21 protein-coding genes are annotated in these 21606 nt (G+C 40.4%); 6 read left to right on the top strand and 15 right to left on the bottom strand.

Going from position 1 to position 21606, the window contains the following annotated elements:
• Position 1: 1 nt before the first annotated feature.
• Positions 2–877, top strand: a complete 876-nt coding sequence (locus tag PVK63_RS07735) for a mechanosensitive ion channel family protein (RefSeq protein ID WP_130086120.1) — start codon at positions 2–4, stop codon at positions 875–877.
• A gap of 62 nt (positions 878–939) precedes the next feature.
• On the opposite strand, the gene PVK63_RS07730 is transcribed toward PVK63_RS07735, so the two are convergent.
• From PVK63_RS07730 to PVK63_RS07720, 3 genes are all read right to left on the bottom strand, one after another.
• A complete protein-coding gene (locus PVK63_RS07730) occupies positions 940–1779 on the bottom strand; it encodes a 2OG-Fe(II) oxygenase family protein (protein WP_130086119.1) in 840 nt (279 codons plus the stop codon).
• Between the two features lie 250 nt (positions 1780–2029).
• Positions 2030–2329 carry a hypothetical protein gene (locus PVK63_RS07725; RefSeq protein ID WP_130048169.1) on the bottom strand — a complete coding sequence of 100 codons (300 nt, stop codon included), beginning with the start codon at positions 2327–2329 and terminating at the stop codon, positions 2030–2032.
• Positions 2329–2769 (bottom strand): YcgN family cysteine cluster protein, encoded by a 441-nt coding sequence (locus PVK63_RS07720; RefSeq protein ID WP_130086166.1) that lies wholly within the window; start codon positions 2767–2769, stop codon positions 2329–2331. Before PVK63_RS07720 ends, PVK63_RS07725 begins: the two co-directional genes overlap by 1 nt.
• A gap of 323 nt (positions 2770–3092) precedes the next feature.
• Here PVK63_RS07720 and PVK63_RS07715 point away from each other — a divergent pair, with 323 nt between their 5' ends.
• On the top strand, positions 3093–3344 hold the full coding sequence (locus PVK63_RS07715; protein ID WP_045102448.1) for a YkgJ family cysteine cluster protein: 252 nt from the start codon (positions 3093–3095) through the stop codon (positions 3342–3344).
• An 18-nt stretch (positions 3345–3362) separates the two neighbouring features.
• On the opposite strand, the gene PVK63_RS07710 is transcribed toward PVK63_RS07715, so the two are convergent.
• Together PVK63_RS07710 and PVK63_RS07705 are read right to left on the bottom strand one after the other, a co-directional pair.
• The gene (locus PVK63_RS07710; protein ID WP_130045460.1) at positions 3363–3593 is read right to left on the bottom strand and encodes a TIGR02647 family protein; all 231 of its coding nucleotides are present in this window, start codon (positions 3591–3593) and stop codon (positions 3363–3365) included.
• A 146-nt stretch (positions 3594–3739) separates the two neighbouring features.
• A complete protein-coding gene (locus PVK63_RS07705; RefSeq protein ID WP_130086118.1) occupies positions 3740–4633 on the bottom strand; it encodes a Tim44 domain-containing protein in 894 nt (297 codons plus the stop codon).
• A 224-nt stretch (positions 4634–4857) separates the two neighbouring features.
• Between PVK63_RS07705 and PVK63_RS07700 the strand changes: the two genes are divergently transcribed.
• A complete protein-coding gene (locus PVK63_RS07700) occupies positions 4858–5457 on the top strand; it encodes a TetR/AcrR family transcriptional regulator (protein WP_130048171.1) in 600 nt (199 codons plus the stop codon).
• Between the two features lie 22 nt (positions 5458–5479).
• The gene (locus tag PVK63_RS07695; RefSeq protein ID WP_130086117.1) at positions 5480–7348 is read left to right on the top strand and encodes an MFS transporter; all 1869 of its coding nucleotides are present in this window, start codon (positions 5480–5482) and stop codon (positions 7346–7348) included.
• On the opposite strand, the gene menE is transcribed toward PVK63_RS07695, so the two are convergent.
• From menE to PVK63_RS07665, 6 genes are all read right to left on the bottom strand, one after another.
• Complete coding sequence (gene menE / locus PVK63_RS07690; protein WP_130086116.1) at positions 7328–8728, bottom strand: o-succinylbenzoate--CoA ligase; 1401 nt, start codon at positions 8726–8728, stop codon at positions 7328–7330. The two genes, PVK63_RS07695 and menE, sit on opposite strands and share 21 nt — an antisense overlap.
• Positions 8716–9690, bottom strand: coding sequence for an o-succinylbenzoate synthase (gene menC, locus PVK63_RS07685; RefSeq protein ID WP_130045465.1), 975 nt, complete (start codon positions 9688–9690; stop codon positions 8716–8718). Before menC ends, menE begins: the two co-directional genes overlap by 13 nt.
• 77 nt (positions 9691–9767) lie before the next feature.
• Positions 9768–10634 carry a 1,4-dihydroxy-2-naphthoyl-CoA synthase gene (gene menB / locus PVK63_RS07680; protein ID WP_012533733.1) on the bottom strand — a complete coding sequence of 289 codons (867 nt, stop codon included), beginning with the start codon at positions 10632–10634 and terminating at the stop codon, positions 9768–9770.
• Between the two features lie 5 nt (positions 10635–10639).
• Positions 10640–11434 (bottom strand): 2-succinyl-6-hydroxy-2,4-cyclohexadiene-1-carboxylate synthase, encoded by a 795-nt coding sequence (gene menH, locus PVK63_RS07675; RefSeq protein WP_130086115.1) that lies wholly within the window; start codon positions 11432–11434, stop codon positions 10640–10642.
• On the bottom strand, positions 11418–13151 hold the full coding sequence (menD, locus tag PVK63_RS07670) for a 2-succinyl-5-enolpyruvyl-6-hydroxy-3-cyclohexene-1-carboxylic-acid synthase (RefSeq protein WP_130086114.1): 1734 nt from the start codon (positions 13149–13151) through the stop codon (positions 11418–11420). Before menD ends, menH begins: the two co-directional genes overlap by 17 nt.
• Positions 13148–14470 (bottom strand): isochorismate synthase, encoded by a 1323-nt coding sequence (locus PVK63_RS07665; RefSeq protein ID WP_130086113.1) that lies wholly within the window; start codon positions 14468–14470, stop codon positions 13148–13150. Before PVK63_RS07665 ends, menD begins: the two co-directional genes overlap by 4 nt.
• Before the next feature lie 382 nt (positions 14471–14852).
• Between PVK63_RS07665 and PVK63_RS07660 the strand changes: the two genes are divergently transcribed.
• Positions 14853–16067: a pyridoxal phosphate-dependent aminotransferase gene (locus tag PVK63_RS07660; RefSeq protein WP_130045469.1), complete on the top strand. Its 1215-nt coding sequence runs from the start codon at positions 14853–14855 to the stop codon at positions 16065–16067.
• Positions 16068–16147: 80 nt separating this feature from the next.
• On the opposite strand, the gene PVK63_RS07655 is transcribed toward PVK63_RS07660, so the two are convergent.
• A complete protein-coding gene (locus PVK63_RS07655; RefSeq protein ID WP_130086112.1) occupies positions 16148–16681 on the bottom strand; it encodes a dihydrofolate reductase family protein in 534 nt (177 codons plus the stop codon).
• Positions 16682–16729: 48 nt separating this feature from the next.
• A complete protein-coding gene (locus PVK63_RS07650; protein WP_130086111.1) occupies positions 16730–17614 on the bottom strand; it encodes an AraC family transcriptional regulator in 885 nt (294 codons plus the stop codon).
• A 355-nt stretch (positions 17615–17969) separates the two neighbouring features.
• Between PVK63_RS07650 and PVK63_RS07645 the strand changes: the two genes are divergently transcribed.
• Positions 17970–19118 carry an iron-containing alcohol dehydrogenase gene (locus tag PVK63_RS07645; RefSeq protein WP_130086110.1) on the top strand — a complete coding sequence of 383 codons (1149 nt, stop codon included), beginning with the start codon at positions 17970–17972 and terminating at the stop codon, positions 19116–19118.
• Positions 19119–19222: 104 nt separating this feature from the next.
• Here PVK63_RS07645 and PVK63_RS07640 read toward each other — a convergent pair whose 3' ends face one another.
• Complete coding sequence (locus tag PVK63_RS07640; protein ID WP_130086109.1) at positions 19223–20107, bottom strand: DMT family transporter; 885 nt, start codon at positions 20105–20107, stop codon at positions 19223–19225.
• 101 nt (positions 20108–20208) lie between these two features.
• Positions 20209–21606, bottom strand: a complete 1398-nt coding sequence (locus tag PVK63_RS07635; RefSeq protein WP_130086108.1) for a coniferyl aldehyde dehydrogenase — start codon at positions 21604–21606, stop codon at positions 20209–20211.

Genomic DNA, 21606 nt, shown 5'->3' with positions numbered 1-21606 from the left:
TATGATTCGTTTATTCATACTTTGTTTGTCTCTATTTTCAGGTAGCTTTGCATTTGCAGAAGACCCTCAATCTATCGATAATTTACAACAATTTACTAGCTTAATTCGTTGGAGTGGCGTTGTTTTCTCCTTCTTTATTATTGTAGGCGCATGGCTATTTCTACGCTTTATTCAGTCCATTGTTGATGGCGTAAGTAGTCAATTTGCACAACGTCGTATGTTAATGCAAAAGTTGCAATCCTTCTTTCAATTTTTCATTTACATGTCGACAGCTGTTGCCGTATTCATGCTCAGTTTCAGAGTTGATGAGCGTGTACTCGCTCTGATCGGTGGTACGATCGCAGTTTCTGTTGGTTTTGCATTAAAAGATCTTACCGCCTCATTTATCGCGGGTTTGACCGTCATGATCGACCGACCATTCCAAGTTGGAGATCGAGTAACGTTTGAAGGGCATTATGGGGATATCATTGCCATTGGTTTACGCTCGGTACGAATGCAAACTCTTAATGATGATATTATTACGATACCTAACAATAAATTTTTAAATGACGTAGTGGTGAGTGGAAACTATGGCGGACTTGATATGCAGGTTGTTATTCCTTTTTATATAGGAATGGACCAAGACATTAATAAAGCTCGTGATATTATCCAAGAAGCGGCATCTTCAAGTCGTTATATCCACTTACCAAAGCCTGTAGTAGTTTTAGTTAAACAAACGATAACCGATAACTATCTAGCGATACAATTAACCTGTAAAGCCTATGTAGTAGATATTAAATTCGAAAAATTATTTGAAACTGATATTACATTGCGAGTAATGCAGGAATTTAGAAAAGATGCTATTACTCCTCCAACCATTGCTATACAAAATAAATAAATCTTCTTTTTCTTACTGACAAAAAATAGGTAGAGAACATCTCTCTACCTATTAGTTCTACCTTAAATCACACCTAACTCGCGTAGACGTTCCATTAAGTAACTATTCGCAGTATGACGATCAGACAATACAACTTCAGGTTTTGGATGTAAAAACAACGGCAAAGAGATACGAGATTTCGTTTTATCTGCACCTTCTGGGTTAATCACTCGGTGCGTTGTTGATGGGTAATAACCCCCTGACGCTTCTTGCAACATATCACCAATATTAATGATTAGGTTACCAAAATCACAAGGTACATCTAACCAATCACCTTCTTTAGTCTTAACTTGTAAACCCGGCTCATTCGCGGCAGGAAGCGCTGTTAATAAGTTAATGTCTTCATGTGCACCAGCTCGGATAGCACCAAGCTCCTCATCGCCTTCTAACGGTGGGTAATGCAGAACACGAAGCAATGTCTTATCACTTTGCTCTACCATGCTAGATAATGATTGAGAGTACAGTGCAGAAACATCTTCCGGAGAGTGCACTTCAACCCAAGATAATAGCTCACTAGCAAGTACATTAGCGTTATCGTAATACTCTTGAATTTGAGCTTTCAATTGAGCAGGACATTGACCTGTTGGGTAATAATGATAGTACTCTTTAATGTCTTTTTTAGTGTGCCCTTTTGCGACTTCTGATACTGATGCAGGGAAAAAGCCATCTTGAGTATCTACATTAAACTGGAAGTTTTCTTTTTCTTCGCTGTTAAAGAATGCATACCAATTGTCGTAGATGCTTTGTACAAGCTCTTGTTGAATCGGATGATTTTTTAACACGCCAAATCCTGTTTCACGCAGTGATTTAACAAACAGCTCCGCTGCATTCTCAGCAGTGTAATCAATTGCTTCTAATTTCATAATTATTATCTTATCGTTGGCTGACTGGTTTTTATAATGTGTTTTTATAATGTACTGTTAAATTGTATTAAGATGAGCAGAGAGCCTCAAGCGCTAATGTCTAAAAACAGACAACAATTCGTTTACACATAGAAACACAACTATTCTGTGCAACAACAATAAAGAGAAAAAGAAGAATATTTATGGTGGGGTATTACCCAGCTATCGATTTAACAATAGCGGGTAATTTTTAAATTTCGTTAGCGCTGGGTTACCTTGGTAGTGGCTCTAAAATTCCATTTCTAACTAAGCCACGGCGAACGTTTTTGCACAGTTTAGCGAACTTGTCGATCTCAGAGAAATTGGGCGTTTCACCGCGCTCAATATAAGATTCCCAATACAATAATTCACTTTCAACTAGCTCTATCAATTTACGTGGGCAACCAACACAGGTATCACCGCATATCTGAGCTTCAGGCGCATCAAATGGAAAGTCAGCTTTTACCAACTCAATGATGTTACGCATTGCCGTTTTTAGGTCAGGCTTTTGTGTTTTAGGTTTATTGGTCATTAGCTTCTATGAGGGTGATTTGTAATGTGGTCTTCCCAATTTTTCACATCAATCGCATAAACAACCTTGTTTCTTACGCTTTCGCCAGCGGCATGCATTGCTGATTTAGACCCAGTGATCAGTGGGTGCCATTCTGGAATGTCTTTGCCTTCTGCCAATAAACGGTATGCGCAAGTCACTGGTAACCAGTTAAATTCAGCGATATTTTCACGGCTTAGTTTTAGGCAGTTTTCACCTGAAGTAAAACGCTTAGGATAATCTTTGCACGAACACGTTTTACTGTTTAACCAGCTACATGCCACGTTAGTGTAGTAAACCTCATCTGTATCTTCATCCATTAACTTGTGTAGACAGCACTTACCACAGCCGTCACAAAGAGATTCCCACTCTTGCTCTGTCATTTCTTCTAATTTTTTTTGTTGCCAAAATTGCTCTGTCATTACTTTACACTCGTTATGGGAAGAGGCGGTTTTATACCCATCTTGAGCTAAAAGTGCAAGTGGTTTACAGATCACATAATAAGAATCCGGAGTAATACCAATCTGGATAAGTAGTTGAGCAGATAATTGCGTAGGAAAAATCGATTAGAGCAAGGCGTAAATTGCAGTAACTAGTGGGTCTAATTATAAAATTTATAACATAGCTATAATCGATTTTAACAAGCAAGAATGATTAAATATTTATCTAGGTTGGTATAGTTTTGACCTGAAAGGGGAAGAGTGCTATTTTGCGCATCCTTTAATTGATGCAATGAGATAGTGTTATGGAATGTAGATTATATTGCGGAGCTTGCTGTATAGCCCCAAGTATTACGTCATTTATTCCGGGAATGCCTGATGGAAAACCTGCAGGAGTACGCTGCGTACAATTAAACGATGAGAACTTGTGTAAGTTGTTTGGTAAGGCAGAACGCCCGAAGGTGTGTCATCAATTTAAAGCTTGCCCTGATGTATGTGGGTCAACCCCAGAGCAAGCTATTCAAACCATCACTGAACTAGAGTCAATGACGCTATAATTTTTTAACGGAATTCGATTACGATAATACGCGAATTACGTTTTGAATGTGCTCTGCTGTTTCAATGCCGTGGTTTGTTAAATAACCACCATCTTCTTGTGTTACCAATCCTTTACTGAAAAGACGCTTCATTGCTTCGATTGCTTCGGGTGCAGCGTCAGAATGTACTTTTAAACCCGATTGAGTGCTTTCTAGTGGGAATTGCTTGAGAAGGTTCATTTCTTCAATGATGTCTTTATTAAATGGCATAATTTTTCTCTCTTATTTATTAACTGAATTCAGCATAGACTGTCTTTGAAATATTAAAACAGAGCTAGATCACACCTATAAAAAATCCCCATAGGATTACTCTCTATGAGGATATTTTTTAATCAGATTATTATGTATTTAGACAGTTAAGCTTGAATACCAATAATTAACCACGGTGCATTTGGTTGCGTAAGATCACGCTCCAAGTGCCAAATATCAGTAATGTCTTCTTCAACACCTTCAACCGAATCACGGTAGCGACCAGAAAACTGCAAACTAAGCTGTGCGCGGTTTGCATCATGATCAGCACGAACAACTTCAGCATCAACAAACATTACATCTGTATGTTGCTCACCTTCTAGATTTGCACGTTCTTGCACTAAATCATTATATAGGCTGATTGATACGTACTCTTGAATCGTTTCTAGTTGGTTGTGGTTCCAAGCACCTTGTAGAATACGGTAATGCTCGCGTGAACCATTAATGAATGCTGCCACATCAAAGCCCGGTGGGTAATTATGCGGTACGTCATCAGCAGCAGGAGCACCAAAACCACCAGTTGGTTGTGATTGCGCTTGCTCACCTTGGAAGTATTGCTGGTTATCACGGAAGCTTGGCTGTTCGTTATTCGACGCTTGCGGGCCTGCGTATGCCGCCCCTTGCCTCTGATTTATGCTGCTTGCCTTTGATGCCATAAACATACGGAATAGCTTAAACAGCATAAACGCCACACCAGCAATAATAAGGATATCCATGAACTGAATACCTTCAAAACCGCCACCAGCAAAAATTGATGCTAAAAGACCCCCCATAAGAAGACCACCAAGCAAACCACCCATTAGGCCCTTTTTACTTGATGCGCCTTTTGCTGTGTCTTGCTTACCAATAGTATTGGTATTTTGTTGTTTTTGTTTTGGCGCTGGTGCTGTTTTAAAGCTTTTGCCAAATGATTTACCACCACCAAATTTCTTTGCTTCTGCATGAGGGGCAGAAAGAACAAAAACAAACATTAGGGCAGCAATAGATAAAAGACGTTTCATTGTCTGTTCCTTTACTGTATTAAAATAATTTGAACTGATAATAGCCTGCATCGCTTCATATTGGGAGCATTAAAACGCACGACTGTGTTTCAGAGTGTTAAAAAACGCCTCTTTTATTCTCAACATTGTGCTTTGCGCCCTAATTGACAAAACTCTTACTTGAAGAATAATGGGATGCAATTAAAATTAAGAACAATGTTCACAATTTTTTAAATCAGGTTTATATGGCGCGCAGAAACGACCATACTCATCAAGAAATACGCGATATGGCATTAGATAATGTGAAGGTATTTCTCAACGAGCATAGTCATCACGAACTCAGCTTAAGAAAGCTAGCAAAAAGCATTGGCTATGTACCCAGTACATTGGTCAATATTTTTGGTAGCTATAATTTGTTGTTACTGCGCTCTATCGCTCAAACGTTAGATGAACTAATGCAGCAAGTAAATCAAGGGTTGGACAATAGCACGACACCAGAAGAAGCACTTAAAGCCATCGCCTATTGCTATTATGACTTCGCGCAACGGCATCCTAATCGCTGGAAATTAGTGTTCCAACACAACATGAATGGTGAGGCCTTACCTGATTGGCAAGAGAACCGCATTAGTCAAATGATGGGTGTGCTTGAAGAAATAATTAAAACCATTAACTCACATAAAAGCGACTCTGACGTAGAAAAAAGCAGTCGTGTTATTTGGGCTAGTGTCCATGGTATTACGTTATTAAGTCTGGATGATTTGTTATTTTCATCAACACCTATTGATGGTCATCTCCTCATTGATAATCTACTATTGAACTATATCAACCAATGGAAGCAGCACTAGCTTTGTAATTAAAGGATTATTCATGGCAAAGCAAGCCAAGCTATTAACCCAACGTCGTTTTCTGCCTTACTTTTTAACTCAATCTTTAGGTGCATTTAACGACAACATTTATAAAAACACACTGCTACTTTTTGTTGCCTTTGCCAGTGTGGATAGCTTGCCTATTTCATCTAATTTATTTATTAACCTTGCTGCTGGTTTATTTATTCTTCCTTTCTTTCTTTTCTCAGCTCCCGCTGGCGTTTTGGCTGATAAATATGAAAAATCGGCCTTTATTCGCAAAGTAAAACTTGCTGAAATCGTGATCATGCTCTTTGGCGCGATGGCGTTTATCCTCCAAAATTACACCTTATTATTAATTCTTCTTTTTTTGATGGGTACACAATCGGCTTTTTTTGGTCCGGTCAAATACGCTCTGCTTCCTCAGCAATTAAAAAAAGAAGAGTTAGTAACGGGTAATGCCTTAGTTGAGACAGGAACTTTCCTTGCTATTTTATTCGGAACCATTGGTGCAGGTTTCATTGCTTCACAAGATAATGCGGAGTACATTGCAGCGGGTGCGGTTGTTCTTTTTGCCGTGCTTGGTTATCTTTCAAGCCGCCATATTCCTCACACAAAAGCCATTGCTCCTAATTTGGTTTTTAAATGGCAGCCTATCCAACAAACAAAACAGACGCTTAATATTGCCAAAGAAGATCCCTCGGTATTTTTAGCTATCATGGGGATCAGTTGGTTCTGGTTTTTAGGCGCAAGTTATTTAACTCAGTTCCCAAATTATAGTCATCTACACCTTAACGATAATGCCATTACTGTAACGGTATTATTAGCTTTATTTTCTATTGGTATCGCAATAGGCTCTCTGGCTTGTGATATGTTGTCTAAACACAGAGTTGAAATTGGAATTATCCCATTAGGCTGCTTAGGCATCTCTCTATTTGGGATGAATCTTTATCTTTCAACACCAAGCTCATCTATTGATGCCACTGGCTTTATCGCTACACTTTTAAGCCCAGAATTACTGCCTGTTTTTATTAATCTGTTATTTTTAGGTATTTGTGGCGGACTTTATATCGTTCCTTTGTATACTTTAATCCAACAACGACCAAAGCCAGAACACCGCTCTCAAATCATTGCAGCCAATAACATCTACAATGCGCTATTTATGGTCGCTAGTGCCATTTTAGGCATTGTGTGTTTATCTGTTCTTGAATTATCTATTCCTCAGTTCTTTGCCCTTCTCGCTATTATGAATGGCGTTGTTGCCTTATTTTTACTCTGTAAAGTTCCTGTTTTTGTGATCCGATTTTTATTGTGGATAATAACTCACACTTTATACCGCGTTAAACATAAAAACTTATATCATCTTCCTGAAGAAGGTGGCGCTTTACTGGTTTGTAATCATATTACTTATATGGATGCCTTTATTCTAAGTGGTGCATGTCCACGTCCCATTCGCTTTGTTATGGAAGAAGAGTACGCTGAATTGCCTTTAGTTAAATATTTCTTTCGCTTAACCAAGGTCATTCCCATTAATGCCACAAAGAGCAGCTCTATTCGTCGTGCTTTTTTAGAGGTTGAAGCAGCACTATCTGAAGGAGAAATAGTCTTAATTTTCCCTGAAGGGGTATTAACTCACGATGGTGAAGTGGGGTCATTTTTGCGAGGAATAGATATTATTTTGAAACGCTCACCTGTGCCCGTTGTACCAATGGCGCTGCGTGGTTTATGGCAAAGTTTCTTTAGTCGTCATGGCGGGAAGGCAATATTAAAACGACCAAGCCGCTGTTGGTCAAAAATAGAAGTGGTAGCCGGAGAGCCCGTACCACCACATCTAGCAACATCAAGCGTAATGCGTGAAAAAGTAATTCAATTACGCGGTGATTGGCAGTGAGTTAACCCACTCTTTTACTTGTGGACGAGAGATCTTAATGCCAGTTCCAAGTAGGTGTTCAGGCATAGTTTCATAGCGAATTGGACATTCAAACTGAGTTAACCTCTCTTTTAAGAAAGAATGCAGCTCGTCATGGCTAATCGGTTGTGTCATTTTAATAACGGCAACAGGACGTTGTCCAAACTCTTCATCTTCCACATCAACAACAATCGCTTGCTCTATTTCGTTATGCGTTAGCAAAGCGAGCTCTATCTTTTCTGGATGAATATTCTCGCCGCCAGAGATAAACATATTGTCAGCTCGGCCTTGAATATGCAGCTCTGCGCCCATCACATAACCAAGATCGCTAGTTTGATACCAACCCTCTTCGTTAGTGATATTCATAATGCCAGATGAACGATAATAACCTAGCGCTAAGCACTCACCACGAACAAGAACTTCACCTTTTTCAATACGTAATTCACGATAATGAAGTACATTACCCACACCCGGCTCTCCATCTGCCAGTTTTGCGGTTACCGTAGAAGCCATTTCTGTCATGCCATAACCTAACCAACACTCAATGCCATTTTCTCTTGCGGCATCAGTTAATTCAGTCGGTATAACAGCACCGCCAAGTAACACGCGTTTTAACGCCAGACGAGAGACATCACCACTGTCTAAAATTCGCTGCAACTGAGTAGGAACCAATGAGGCATGAGTAACACCACATAAGTCATTTAACAAACCATCTTCGGTTGGCATCACAATGGTTGCGCCCGTTAATAACCAACGCCATACAATCGCGAGTCCCGAAACATGGAATAAAGGCAAAGATAATAGCCACGAATCACAATTATCAAACTCCATCGTGCTAAGTAAGCCAGCAGCTGAGTACAAATGGTTATTTATGCTGTGTGCAACCGCCTTTGGTAACCCTGTTGAGCCAGAGGTAAAGGTTAAGGTCGCTAATCGATTTGGTTGCCATGTCGCAGCAATAGCACTGTATTCAGCGTTGATTAATTGCAGATGATGCCAAGTGCCTGAAATGCTCTCTTGCCCTTCACCAAACCACATATGTTGAGCAGAAATAGTCGTCACTAACTGATGAAGTTGAGCTTTCGGTGTTTTAGGATTAATTGCTGAAAAGCGAGCACCAATACGAATACTGGCTAATTGCAGCCAAATGAGATCAACACCACTTTTTGCGACCCCAACAACTACATCATCACGTTTGACGCCTTGTTGAATAAGACCATTGGCGTAGCGATTCACTTGAATTGATACTTCAGCCCAAGTCCACACTTTGTTGCCATCACGAAGCGCTATTTCCACTTCTCGCTCTTCACTCCATTTTGCCCAAGGCCAAGTAGTAAAAAGCGGTGAGATTAATTTTCCCATATAAGTGTCAGCTCTGATAACTCATTCATTGGTAACTCACAATTAGGCCAAGGTGTGTCTAATTGCATTTTAAACAGATCAATCGTATCTAAACCTGGGATCGTCTCTGGTGTTTTCCATGCTGCCAATCGTGCTAGTTGGGTTAAAGCAAGGCTAGATTCTAGGCTTGAGCTAATCACGGCCTGCATACCTAACTTATGCGCATCTTCAACAAGAGAAAGGCACTTATCAACTGAACCAATCATGGTTGGTTTAATGACAATCGCTTTTACGCCATCTTGAGCCGTAATTTCAAAGCCATCATCACGCACCGTTTCATCCCAAGCAATGGCGATGCCTGTAGCTTGAGAGAATGCCAAACTTTCTTCTGGCGTGTGGCAAGGCTCTTCTAAAAACTCAATACGAGAACGAAATTCTGGATTAACATAATTAGCAAATTGTTCGGCTTTCTTTGATGTCCAATTACGGTTAGCGTCAAGGCGTAAAGAGAGATCGGGAATAAGCTCTAAGAACATATTTACAACCATGCCATCACGAATCGGTTCATATAAGCCAACTTTGATTTTCGCAATTTTTTTGCCACTCATCTCGTTCAGCTTAACGACTAAATCGTCTGGGTCACCTGAGCATAATGGCGCAGCTTGATAATTACCTTCTTGTGGTAAACCATTCTCTAGCTCTAATAGTGCCATACTAAAACCAAAGGCTACCGATGGGCAATTAGCATCAAGATCCAGCTCTTCATCATTGAGCCACGCTTGCGTTAAAGACAATAAATCTTCACGTGCCTGCTCTAACGTCTCTTGGCTAAACTCAGGAAGAGGAGAAATTTCACCTTTACCACAATGTGTTCCATCACTTAATTCAATGACCAATCCATCTCGTTGTTGAAGACGTTGTTCACGAAGAATAACTCCACTGTCCATAGGGAGTTGGTATTGATATATCTTGGCTGTTTTCATTTGTTACTCCAACCAATAAAAAGAAAAAAGAGACTCATAAAGAGCCTCTAATACTTAATTGAATCAGTGATAGGTGCTTATGGATTACGAGGGAATTTATCGAAATCAGGACGACGTTTTTCATTAAACGCGTTGCGACCTTCTTGACCTTCTTCTGTCATGTAGAACATCATAGTTGCGTTACCCGCTAACTCTTGAAGACCAGCTTGACCATCACAGTCTGCATTTAATGCCGCTTTTAGGCAACGCAGTGCCATTGGGCTGTGTTGTAATGTTTCACGACACCAACGAACCGTCTCTTTTTCTAAGTCAGCAACAGGAACAACCGTGTTTACTAACCCCATATCCAATGCTTCTTGAGCATCGTAGAAACGACAAAGGAACCAGATTTCACGCGCTTTCTTTTGACCAACGATACGAGCCATGTAAGAAGCACCCCATCCACCATCAAAAGAACCCACTTTAGGGCCTGTTTGACCAAATTGTGCATTTTCAGCGGCAATGGTTAAGTCACACATCATATGTAAAACGTGACCACCACCAACAGCGTAGCCTGCTACTGCTGCGATAACTGGTTTTGGACAAGTACGGATCTGACGTTGGAAATCCAACACATTTAAGTGGTGTGTGCCGCTATCATCACGGTAACCGCCGTAATCACCACGGATCTTCTGATCACCACCTGAACAGAACGCATCTTCGCCTAAACCTGTAAGAATGATAACACCAACTTTCTCGTCATAACGAGCATCAGCTAGTGCATCGATCATCTCTTTAACCGTACCAGGGCGGAAAGCGTTACGTACTTGCGGGCGTGCGATAGTGATTTTCGCAATGCCATCTGCTGATTTATGGTACTGAATGTCTTCGTATTGCGCTGTGCAATCTGTCCAATTTACTGGAGCGTAAAGTTCTTCTTCTGAAATGCCAACAGTTCTTGCCATGGGTTTTATTTCCATTGTTGTAAGAATGTATTAAGTACATGTGTAAAGCGTTCGGGCTGTTCCACATGAGCGTTATGCCCCGCCTGAGCAATGATTTGATATGTTAATTGACTTTGCTCAGCCAGGTGTTGAAATTTTTTATCTGCTTCTCCGCAAATATATAACATGGGGATGGTGCTACGATGTAAGGCTTCAAGCAAATGCGGTTGCTTAGCCAGTGATGTAGATCTCAACATCATCCCAATTGACTTACCAAGATTATCACTTCTTTTTACTACTAAATCTTGTCTTTGCTCAGGGTTTAGTGAAGAAAACACCTGTTGTTGATACCAATCGTCTAAAACATCAACAATCGGTTGTTGTTCAAATCGCTCAGCCCAAGCGATATCGTTTTTTAGTCGAGCGTGTTTCTCTTCTGCGTTAAGTAATCCAAAATTACCACCTTCAATACATAAACCACGTAAAACAATATTTTCTGGTAATTTAAAGCAGGCATTTAGGTACATGGCAATTCGACCGCCTAAAGAGTAACCCACAAAAATAAACTCTCGATAAGGGCTATTTTCAAGTTGTTCGACTATCAAGCGGCAAGTTTCTTCAAATCCATCGTCTTCTAAAACATGAATTGCGCTGCTCTTACCATGCCCAGGAAGATCGATTAGTAACGCAGGATAAGTATTTGTGACTTCCTGTGAGATCTTATCCCAATCAGCTATTGTCCCTAATAATCCATGTAAAAAGACCACACAAGGGCGCGTTGGATTTTCTTTGGGTACACTTAATTTAGAATAAAGTGGCATGCTGAATCGTTTGGAATAAACGCGTTAATTCTTCACCCGCTTGGCCCGCTGGAGTGTTAATTTCGACTAAATGCACCCCAGACTCTAATCCTTCATTAATCATTGATATTGCACAGCTTAGTGTTTCTGGCCTATGGTAGGCCAAACCAAACATCGCTGCGGCATGACTAAACTCTAGTTTATGAGGCATACGGTAATAATCGTCTTTTTTCTTTTCATCGACAGGCAATAAATCAAAGATACCACCGCCATCATTGTTCATCACAACAAGAACAACTGGAGCTGTTGCTTGCTTTAATAATGCCAATGAATTCAAATCATAAAGTAATGACGTATCGCCAACTAATGCTAATAACGGCTTTTGATTTGCTTTTTGAACCCCTACTGCTGTAGCAACAAGTCCGTCAATACCTGAAGCACCACGATTAGTATAAGTATGTTGTTGATTAAGCTCGCCAACCATATCTAATAAACGAACAATTAAACTATTGCCGATAAACCAGTCACACGATTCGACCTTTTGGCCTATCGTGAGCGCAAAGCTTAATTCAGATAAGGTTTCACTGTTGCATGCCATTGAGCGAGCCAACGCCAACGCATTAAGAGAAGCCACTTTTAACGACTCGCTCCATAACAATGAAGGAGCATGATCGAAATAACAATCACGCTCGACTAGGCTATCAATATGCGCCTGACACCATGGTCTGATATTGGCACGATAACGGACATGAGAGTGGCTGCTTACATCCAATAATTCCGAGTGAGGATCGATCAAATAATAATCGTTATGATAGTTATCTAACCATGCAGCTAAACGTTTAGACACTAAGCGAGCACCAAACTGGAGTACGCATTCAACATCAGACAGTAACTCTATGCAGTCACTATTTTGCAACCATAAATCGTAGTGCGCCCACTCTGAGTAATAACCTGATTGCGGATCCGCCAATACAGGCCACCCTAACTCTTTCGCTAATTCCGCAGCGGCTTGTGCCTCTTCCAATGAGACTTTACCAATGATGACAATGCCTTTCTTTTGGGCTGTTTTCATCCATTGAGGAGAAACGGTCATTATTGAAGAGTAACGAGGTTGTTGAATATAGGCTGAGAAGGCCTCTTTCCATTCTTGAATTGGCGCAAGATACTCTCGTACAAATGTATTATCTTTCTTGCCATAAAAGGGTTCAGGAAAAGGACAATTAATATGAATAGCGCCACCTTGTTCTTGCTGAATAAAGCAGGCTTGATCCAATCGACTCAATAGCCATTGTGCGGGAACGTTAATAGTTGGTGATGGCAATTGGAGAGAATGGCAGACATGTGAAGAAAATATTCCCTGCTGATTAATCGCTTGGTTTGCACCACAATTAATCAACTCTACTGGGCGATCTGCCGTAAGTAGGATTAACTTCTCTTTGGTTAATCCTGACTCTGCAACTGAGGGCAATAAGTTTGCTACTGCAGTGCCAGAAGTAACAATTACAGCAACCGCTTCATTTGACGCTTTGGCAATACCCAGAGCTAAAAACCCTAAGCCTCGCTCATCAAAATGCGTATGAATCGATAAATGTTGATGTTCGGAAGCGGCAAGCGTTAACGGTGTTGAACGAGATCCCGGAGCAATACAAACATGCTTTACTCCATTTCGAACTAACTCTTCAATAATCAACTCAGCCCAAACTTGATTTAGCATTACCTGCTGCTCTGGTTGCATCATGCGACTTGCGACTCCTTGATCTCTGCGCTCACGGCAGGATCAGATTCTAATAAGGTACATAGGGTTGAGGTTTTCTTATCTAACTCTTCCCATTCACTGCTCGGTTCAGAGCCAGGTACAATCCCTGCCCCTGCGAATAAATGCAATTTATTTCCCATGACTAATGCGCTACGAATCGCGACACAAAACTCACTGCGTTGTTGGCTTAAAAAACCAACGGCACCACTGTACCAACCACGGGCAAACGGTTCGTTATCAATAATGAAATCCAATGCGGACATGCGAGGCAAGCCAGCAATTGCTGCGGTTGGCTGTAAATTATCCAATAATTGTGAATCACAACACTCAGCGTTGATCTCTGCAGAAATTGGGCGTTTCAAGTGCTGAACTTTACGTAACTTCACGAGTTCTGAGCTTTCCGCTACCGTCATTGATAAGCTAAATTTAGATAAGCGATTGATAATATCATCGACCACAAGACGGTTTTCATATTGATTTTTCTTATCCGCAATAAGCCAAGAGGCAAGCTGGTTATCCTCTTCTTCATCGTGGCCACGACCAATGGTTCCCGCTAAAGCCTCTGTTTTTAAAGCATAACCGTTACGAACATATAAGCGCTCTGGTGTAGAGCCAATAAAACAATGTTCGCTATCTAGCGCCATCATAAAATGAAAGCTATGGCTGTTTGCTTTACGGCTTGCTTTTAAAAATTGAGCTGAAGATAAGGTCTGATCAAGTGTTAAGGTCGTTTTACGCGCAAGCACTACTTTCTCAAATTGTTGGTTTGAAATTGCCGTCAACGCTTTATTGACCATGTTAGTCCAATCAGATTTTTCTGGCGTATTAATTCGTTGTGTTACGTGACAATGCAATTCAGACAGTGATGAAAAATGCTCTACCAGTTTATCCAACGTCGATAGCAGACGTGAATTATCGTCAGATAGATTAACCATGATCTGCCAAGATGAGACTAAACGGCTGATTTCAACTTGTGGTAAAAAGAAAAAAGACGACATACAACGTCGATTACGCTCGGTACGCCCATCAAAAGAACGCCCACCCCAAATTCGTTGCTTTGGTGCTAATACTTTCTGCGCGGCGCTTGGGTCTGTAAATGTCTTCACTTGCCCGATAACCGCGACTTCTTCTTGGCCATCACGAGACTGCCAATAAAATTTAGGGAATACGGGTTGAGCTTCTAGCCAATCAATCAGTTGATCGCCAATCGACCAATCTAATTCAAGACAAATAGTATGACGTGACGTTGCCTGCGTAATTTGATGACGAATCGATTCAATGGCATTTTGAAAAGTGGACAAATTAACCTCTCTTGATCGTTTTCAGCCATCATGGCAACCGTATTGCACAAGCGGAATTGCTTGCTATTTCCTTGTATGAACCAGTGATTCTAGCAAAAGGTTTGAAAATAAAAAATAATTCACATCAATTGTATGTATAAAAAATAAAACTCTTATCAAATTTTGTTGATTTATGTAAATCTAAAACAATGTAAAATTCCCTTTATTGCCCACATATTAATCAACACTCACAAAAGCCATAAGAAAAGAGAATACGTCTAATCCCAGTAGGAAATATTGCAGACACAAATTTGGCGTGATTATTTTCTAAAAATTGTTTCTCACTCCTATAGAAATAGTGTAATTTGAACCTATAACGTATTTTTTTCATCAGGGTTTCACCATGCAAAATATTGGAATGTCATCAAAACTTAGCAGTGTATGCTACGACATCCGTGGTCCAGTTCTTAAACATGCTAAAAGAATGGAAGAGGAAGGCCACAAGATTCTTAAATTAAACATTGGGAATCCCGCCCCATTTGGTTTTGACGCCCCTGATGAAATCCTAGTTGATGTGATTAAAAACCTACCAACGTCGCAAGGTTACTGTGACTCAAAGGGTATCTACTCTGCTCGTAAAGCGGTGGTTCAACATTATCAACGTCGTGGTTTATTAGATTTAGATGTAGAAGATGTTTACATCGGTAATGGCGCATCTGAGCTAATCGTAATGGCAATGCAAGCGCTATTAAATAATGGCGATGAAATGCTAGTTCCTGCTCCTGATTACCCATTATGGACGGCTGCAGTGTCACTTTCAGGTGGTAAACCTGTGCATTACATCTGTGATGAAGGGGCAGATTGGTATCCAGATCTAGACGACATTAAAAAGAAAATCACACCAAACACAAAAGGCATCGTGTTAATTAACCCGAATAACCCAACTGGTGCGGTATACAGTCGTGATTTCTTATTACAAGTTGTCGAAATTGCACGTCAAAACAACCTAATCATCTTTGCTGATGAAATTTATGACAAAGTACTTTATGACGGTGCGGTTCATACTACATTGGCAACATTAGCGCCTGATATTTTAACGGTAACATTCAACGGCCTATCTAAAGCGTATCGTGTATGTGGTTTCCGTGGTGGTTGGATGTTCTTAAACGGTCCAAAAGATCACGCTCAAGGTTATATCGCTGGCCTAGATATGCTTGCTTCAATGCGTTTATGTGCAAACGTACCTATGCAACATGCAATTCAAACGGCACTAGGTGGTTACCAAAGCATTAATGAACTTCTGCTTCCGGGTGGCCGTTTATTAGAGCAACGTGATAAAGCGTATGATTTGATCACTCAGATCCCAGGTGTAAGCTGTGTGAAACCAAAAGGCGCGATGTACCTGTTCCCTAAACTTGATCCTAAGATGTACAAGATTAAAGATGATCAGAAGTTTGTGCTGGATTTCTTAATTAAAGAGAAGGTTCTACTTGTTCAAGGTACAGGCTTTAACTGGCCAACGCCTGATCACTTCCGTATCGTGACATTACCACGAGTTGATGATCTAGAAACCGCGATTGGTCGCCTAGAGCGCTTCTTGCATACTTACAAACAATAGTATTTCTGGTTATAAAAATTCAAAAGCCTGCTCACTTCACTTGCAGGCTTTTTACTATTCGTAGCACTAAATTTTAATGACTAACGCTCACGCACAAAATGGTTTTGAACAATCGCACCAAGGAAGGTTTCGCTCTTCACAAACTTAAAGTTTAGCGGCTGCTCTAAATCACCAAATAATGGTGAACCTCCACCTAAAAGTACAGGAATAGTGGTAATAATAAGCTCATCAATCAAATCTTCTTTTAAGAAATTTTGGATCGTCACACCACCATCGATATACAGATCTTTAAAACCTTTCGCATGAATATCGTTAAGAACTTCTTTTAACTCCCCCTTAACTAAAAAGACTTTATCTTCATACCCTTCAGGTACTGATGTCATGGTATTACTCAGAACAAAAACGGGTTTGGAATACGGCCAATCAACACCAAAACTTAATACCATATCAAGCGTGTTACGCCCCATGACCATGGCATCAATACGATCAAAATGTTCAACAAACCCCATCGAATCTTGTTCTGGGTTTGGAATGGCATGTAACCAATCAAGGCCTCCATTTTTATCAGCAATATAACCATCTAAACTTGTTGCTATAAATACACTGTTTGACATTAAAAGCTCCGATATATCTAAATTTACTCTATTCTTTGGTAATAATTATTACGCAATACTGCCCTTAGGCGTCATATTAAAATGACGCTTAAACTCGCGACTAAATTGTGAAGTACTGGTATATCCAACTAAATGCGCGGCATCAGTTACTCGTCGCCCTTCTAGTTGAATTAATTCTTTGGCTTTATTCAAGCGTACTTTTTTTAAATACTGCAATGGGGATTCAAATGTTACTTTACGAAAAGCAGAATGAAAGGCAGAAACACTCATGTTCGCCTCTTCCGCTAAATGTTGCACGGTTAACCCATCCGCATAAGATTGATGCATCTTATTCATCGCTTTAGCAACTCGCGCATATTGGCTGTCATGATGAGCCAAATTAAATAAAACGTGCCCTTCAGGACCTGTAAGTGCTCGATACACAATTTCTGTAAGTAATGACTCGCCTAGCATTTTTGTATCTAATTCAGAATGCAATGCAATCATTAATCGTTTACAGCTTTCAAGCATCTCGTCTGCCATTTTAACTGACGTTAAACCAAAACCATCTTGCTGCGACTGTTTACTTGGCTGAAAATTAGCCTCTTCCAATTCATTAACTAAGCGATGAAGCAACGACGAATCAACATCAATACTTAGCCCTAATAGCGGCTCTCCATTTTCAGGAAATGCTTCACACTCTAATGGCATAGGTACACCAACAACCAGATAATCATCAGGTCCATAACTGACAGGCTGATTGCCAATATGTATGTGTTTATGGCCTTTTCCCATCACTATGATGCCTGATTGATAAACAAAAGGCTGCCGCTGGTTACCTTTACTGCTGCGATAAAACCATACACCGGGAATAGCCGTCTCTCTAATCCCTTCAAGATCATTAAAACCATAATGTTCAGCATAGCTTTGCATTAATTCACCAAGAGAGCTCATCCTATTTCCTTTATCTAATCAAGATCACATCTATTACTTTATTTTTTGAAAATACATGCAATTGTAGAAATAGGCAATAAAAAAGCAGAAATCCACCTTTCTAATGTCACAATTGAATACTAATATGCACTTATTGAAATGATAATACCATTCTGGATAAGTAGTTGTTCAGATAATTGCGTAGGAAAAATCGATTAGAGCAAGGCATAAATTACAGTAACTAGTGGATCTAATTACAAAATTTATAACGCAGATATAATCAATTTTAACAAGCAAGAATGATCAAATACTTATGTAGATTGGTATAAGTTCTAGAAAATAGAACATCACCTTTTGGAAGAAATGAGGTACAGCAATGAAATTCTCTTACGTTAACCCGACACAAATTCATTTTGGCCAAGGTCAAATCGCGGCAATTGCTACATCAATCCCACAAGACCAAAAAGTATTAGTCATTTATGGTGGTGGTTCAATTAAAACAAATGGGGTTTATGACCAAGTTGTTACAGCACTGGCTAACCATTCTTGGATCGAGTTTTCAGGCGTTGAGCCAAACCCAACAGTTGAGACACTAGACAAAGCGGTTGCTATCGTTAAAGCAGAAAACGTAGATTATATTCTTGCTGTTGGTGGCGGATCTGTTATTGATGGTTCTAAGTACGTTGCTGCTGCTGCAAAATATGACGGTAATGGTTGGGATATTCTACTTGGTAAGCACGCCGTAATTGAAGCTGTTGCTTTAGGTGCTATTTTAACGCTACCTGCCACAGGCTCGGAGTCTAACTCTGGTGCGGTAATTACTCAAAAATCAACACAAACTAAAATGGCATTTATGTCATCTTATGTTCAACCTAAGTTTGCAGTTCTTGATCCAGATTCAATGAAAACACTGCCAGAACGCCAACTAACGAATGGTTTAGTCGATGCTTGGGTTCATACCTGTGAGCAATACCTAACCACACCAACGGGTGCAATGGTGCAAGATGGTTACGCTGAAACTCTACTTCGTAATTTATTAGTTCTTGGTGCTCAATACGACAACCGTGACAACAACGAATGGCGCTCAAACCTAATGTGGACTGCCAACCAAGCATTGAATGGCTTAATTGGTACTGGTGTTCCTCAAGATTGGGCAACGCACATGATTGGGCATGAATTAACGGCTCTTTATCATGTTGATCACGCACGTTCTTTATCTATCATTCAGCCTTCTTTACTTCGTAATCAAATCGAAGCAAAACGCGCTAAACTAGAGCAAATGGGTAAAAACGTATTTGGTTTAGAGATGTCAGATGATTTAGCAGAGCGCACTATTGTTGAAATCGAAACCTTCTACCATAGCTTAAACTCGCCAACAGAGTTAACGGAACATGGCGATGATAAAGCAACAGCGATTGATGCCATCATCAAGCAACTTGAAGCTCACGGAATGGTAGCCTTAGGTGAACATCAAGCGATTACCCTTGAAGTGTCACGTGAAATTCTAGAAGACGCAGTGAAGTAATATCGCATCTCCATCGTTCTAGATACAAAATAAAAAGCCGATTTAGCACACTGTAATGCTAAATCGGCTTTTCTTATTCTTAATGGATTAAAATAATGAATAGATCACTTAATCACAGGCTTCTTTCTACGCTCCCATTGAGTAATGAAAGCAACAGAAGCTATGATTATTGCCGCACCTAACCATAAGCGTCCTGGAGGTGCCCAACCAAATACAACCCACCCAGCTAACACATTTAATGGCAATTTAGCGTGATCAAACGGCTGCACAAACGACGCATCAGCAACAGCATAGGCTTTTACGATAGCCCATTGCGCTAATGCTGTCATTACCCCAGCACCAAACAACAATAGCCATACGTTCATACCGCTTGGTGTTTGCCAATCGGGTAGCGCCAGTAAGATATTAAATGGGGTAATAAGAACCAAAAGATACACCACCATAGTCGATGGTGAATCGTTTGACGACATCTTCTTAACCATTAACGAATAACAAGCCCAGAAGAAAGCAGCGCCAACAGGTAATAGTGTTGCCCATGTAAAGCTATCTGCCCATGGCTCAAGAATAATCATCGCCCCAACAAAACCAGCTAATGTTGCACACCAACGAGCCACACCGACTTTCTCTTTTAAGAATAAGCCAGAGCCAATAGTCGCAAATAAAGGAGAGGTCATTAAAAGGGCGATGCCTTGCCAAATCGGAACTGGGTAAGCTAATGCCCACAACCACAGTTGAATACCAATTACCGACAAGAATACACGCAGCGCATGCATACCAAAATGCTCAGTACGAAGTGAATTACGAAGCCCTAATGTGCGTAAATACGGCAAAATAACAACAAGTGCTATCGCGTATTGAACCAGTGCTACCATGGTTGATGGTAAGCCAAAGTTCATACTGACGTATTGAGCAATACTGTTAACTATCGCAAAGGCAAGGCCTGCAGTTAACATCCAAGACGCACCTTGGACAGGTTGATGCTGAGACATAAAGGTCATTATTCACATTGAAAAAAGGGAAACAAATCATACGACTGTTCCCCTCATTTGCCAACCGTTAACCCCTAACAAACCCCTATAAACTGGGCTTATTAGCTCATAAATTTATGACTTAAGATTTTTAGCATCCATTTTTTGTGTTTTAACAGCAACCTTGCTCTTGGTAACCAATTTGGTGTATTCAATATGGTTTTAGCGTGAGAGAAGGTTTGAAAGCCTTCAATGCCATGGTAACTCCCTACGCCTGAATCACCAATGCCTCCAAAAGGAGCATCATCAGCAGCCACATGCATCATAGTGTCATTAACGGCTAAGCCACCACTGTGTGTTTTCTGACTAATGTCTTTAACCAGCTGTTTATCTAATGACATCACATATAATGCTAATGGGCGCGGACGCGCCTGAATATAATTCAAGGGTTCTTCGATTTTGTCATAACCCATAATTGGCAATATCGGCCCAAAAATCTCCTCTTTCATCACTTGCATGTCGTCAGTTACGTTCGTTAGTAAACGAGGTAAGAATGAACGCCCGTCTATTTTCTCAACATCACCAATCGCCGTAATTATGGCTCCCTTCTCTTGGGCATCTTCAAGGTAGTTATTTAGGCGATTATATTGAGCTTGGTTAATGATATGGCTGTATTCTCGTCGTCCCTTTTTCTCAGGAAAAGCTTGTAAAAATCGACGAGAATAAAGCGAGATAAAGTCATCCACTTTATTTTTAGGAACAAAGACATAATCAGGCGCAACGCAAATTTGGCCTGCATTCATCGACTTGCCAAGCATAATCGCATCTACCGCTGACGTTAAATCGGCATCTTCTGCGATGATCACTGGTGATTTCCCACCTAGCTCAAGAGTCACTGGTGTCAGATTTTTAGCCGCAGCACTGGCGACTAGCTTACCGACTTGAGTTGAGCCTGTGAATAATAGATGGTTAAAAGGCAATTGTGAGAACTCTGCCGCGACATCCCCCTCTCCTTCAATAATACAAACGTGCTGAGAAAGCTCAGCGAACACACGGCGAAGCACTTGATTTGTTTGAGGCGTGTATTCACTTAACTTGACCATGACACGGTTGCCCGCAGCAATTGCAGTTACAATAGGCGCTATACTTAAATAGATAGGAAAATTCCAAGGGACAATAACACCAACAACGCCAAGCGGCTGATAACACACTGACACCTTTGAAGGAGAGAGCAATAGTCCTGCATGGCGCTTTTTAACGTTAAGCCATTTAGGCAAACGCTTAAGCGTATAATTGATGTGTTGAATGGAAGGCATCAAATCACAAATACTTGAATCAAAATGACTTCTAAACCCATAATCTTGTTCAAGTGCTGAGACTAAAGCCCCTTTTTCAGCTAATAGCGCAACTTTTAATTTGATAAGTAGTGATAGCCGATCTTCTTTTACAGGGTAAGGAGAGGCTTGATATGCCTGTTGAAGCTGCTCAAATTCATACGATAAATTAACGACACTGTTCAT

It is taken from the genome of Aliivibrio sp. S2TY2, from assembly GCF_028765525.1.
In the GTDB taxonomy this organism is placed as follows: domain Bacteria; phylum Pseudomonadota; class Gammaproteobacteria; order Enterobacterales; family Vibrionaceae; genus Aliivibrio; species Aliivibrio finisterrensis_A.
Note: the sequence above shows the minus strand (reverse complement) of the source record. Positions and strands in the feature narration are given on the sequence as shown.

Coding starts and splice junctions, on each gene's coding strand:
- PVK63_RS07735 (WP_130086120.1), top strand. CDS start 2: ATGATTCGTTTATTCATACTTTGTTTGTCTCTATTTTCAGGTAGCTTT.
- PVK63_RS07730 (WP_130086119.1), bottom strand. CDS start 1,779: ATGAAATTAGAAGCAATTGATTACACTGCTGAGAATGCAGCGGAGCTG.
- PVK63_RS07725 (WP_130048169.1), bottom strand. CDS start 2,329: ATGACCAATAAACCTAAAACACAAAAGCCTGACCTAAAAACGGCAATG.
- PVK63_RS07720 (WP_130086166.1), bottom strand. CDS start 2,769: ATGACAGAGCAATTTTGGCAACAAAAAAAATTAGAAGAAATGACAGAG.
- PVK63_RS07715 (WP_045102448.1), top strand. CDS start 3,093: ATGGAATGTAGATTATATTGCGGAGCTTGCTGTATAGCCCCAAGTATT.
- PVK63_RS07710 (WP_130045460.1), bottom strand. CDS start 3,593: ATGCCATTTAATAAAGACATCATTGAAGAAATGAACCTTCTCAAGCAA.
- PVK63_RS07705 (WP_130086118.1), bottom strand. CDS start 4,633: ATGAAACGTCTTTTATCTATTGCTGCCCTAATGTTTGTTTTTGTTCTT.
- PVK63_RS07700 (WP_130048171.1), top strand. CDS start 4,858: ATGGCGCGCAGAAACGACCATACTCATCAAGAAATACGCGATATGGCA.
- PVK63_RS07695 (WP_130086117.1), top strand. CDS start 5,480: ATGGCAAAGCAAGCCAAGCTATTAACCCAACGTCGTTTTCTGCCTTAC.
- menE (WP_130086116.1), bottom strand. CDS start 8,728: ATGGGAAAATTAATCTCACCGCTTTTTACTACTTGGCCTTGGGCAAAA.
- menC (WP_130045465.1), bottom strand. CDS start 9,690: ATGAAAACAGCCAAGATATATCAATACCAACTCCCTATGGACAGTGGA.
- menB (WP_012533733.1), bottom strand. CDS start 10,634: ATGGCAAGAACTGTTGGCATTTCAGAAGAAGAACTTTACGCTCCAGTA.
- menH (WP_130086115.1), bottom strand. CDS start 11,434: ATGCCACTTTATTCTAAATTAAGTGTACCCAAAGAAAATCCAACGCGC.
- menD (WP_130086114.1), bottom strand. CDS start 13,151: ATGATGCAACCAGAGCAGCAGGTAATGCTAAATCAAGTTTGGGCTGAG.
- PVK63_RS07660 (WP_130045469.1), top strand. CDS start 14,853: ATGCAAAATATTGGAATGTCATCAAAACTTAGCAGTGTATGCTACGAC.
- PVK63_RS07655 (WP_130086112.1), bottom strand. CDS start 16,681: ATGTCAAACAGTGTATTTATAGCAACAAGTTTAGATGGTTATATTGCT.
- PVK63_RS07650 (WP_130086111.1), bottom strand. CDS start 17,614: ATGAGCTCTCTTGGTGAATTAATGCAAAGCTATGCTGAACATTATGGT.
- PVK63_RS07645 (WP_130086110.1), top strand. CDS start 17,970: ATGAAATTCTCTTACGTTAACCCGACACAAATTCATTTTGGCCAAGGT.
- PVK63_RS07640 (WP_130086109.1), bottom strand. CDS start 20,107: ATGTCTCAGCATCAACCTGTCCAAGGTGCGTCTTGGATGTTAACTGCA.
- PVK63_RS07635 (WP_130086108.1), bottom strand. CDS start 21,606: ATGAACAGTGTCGTTAATTTATCGTATGAATTTGAGCAGCTTCAACAG.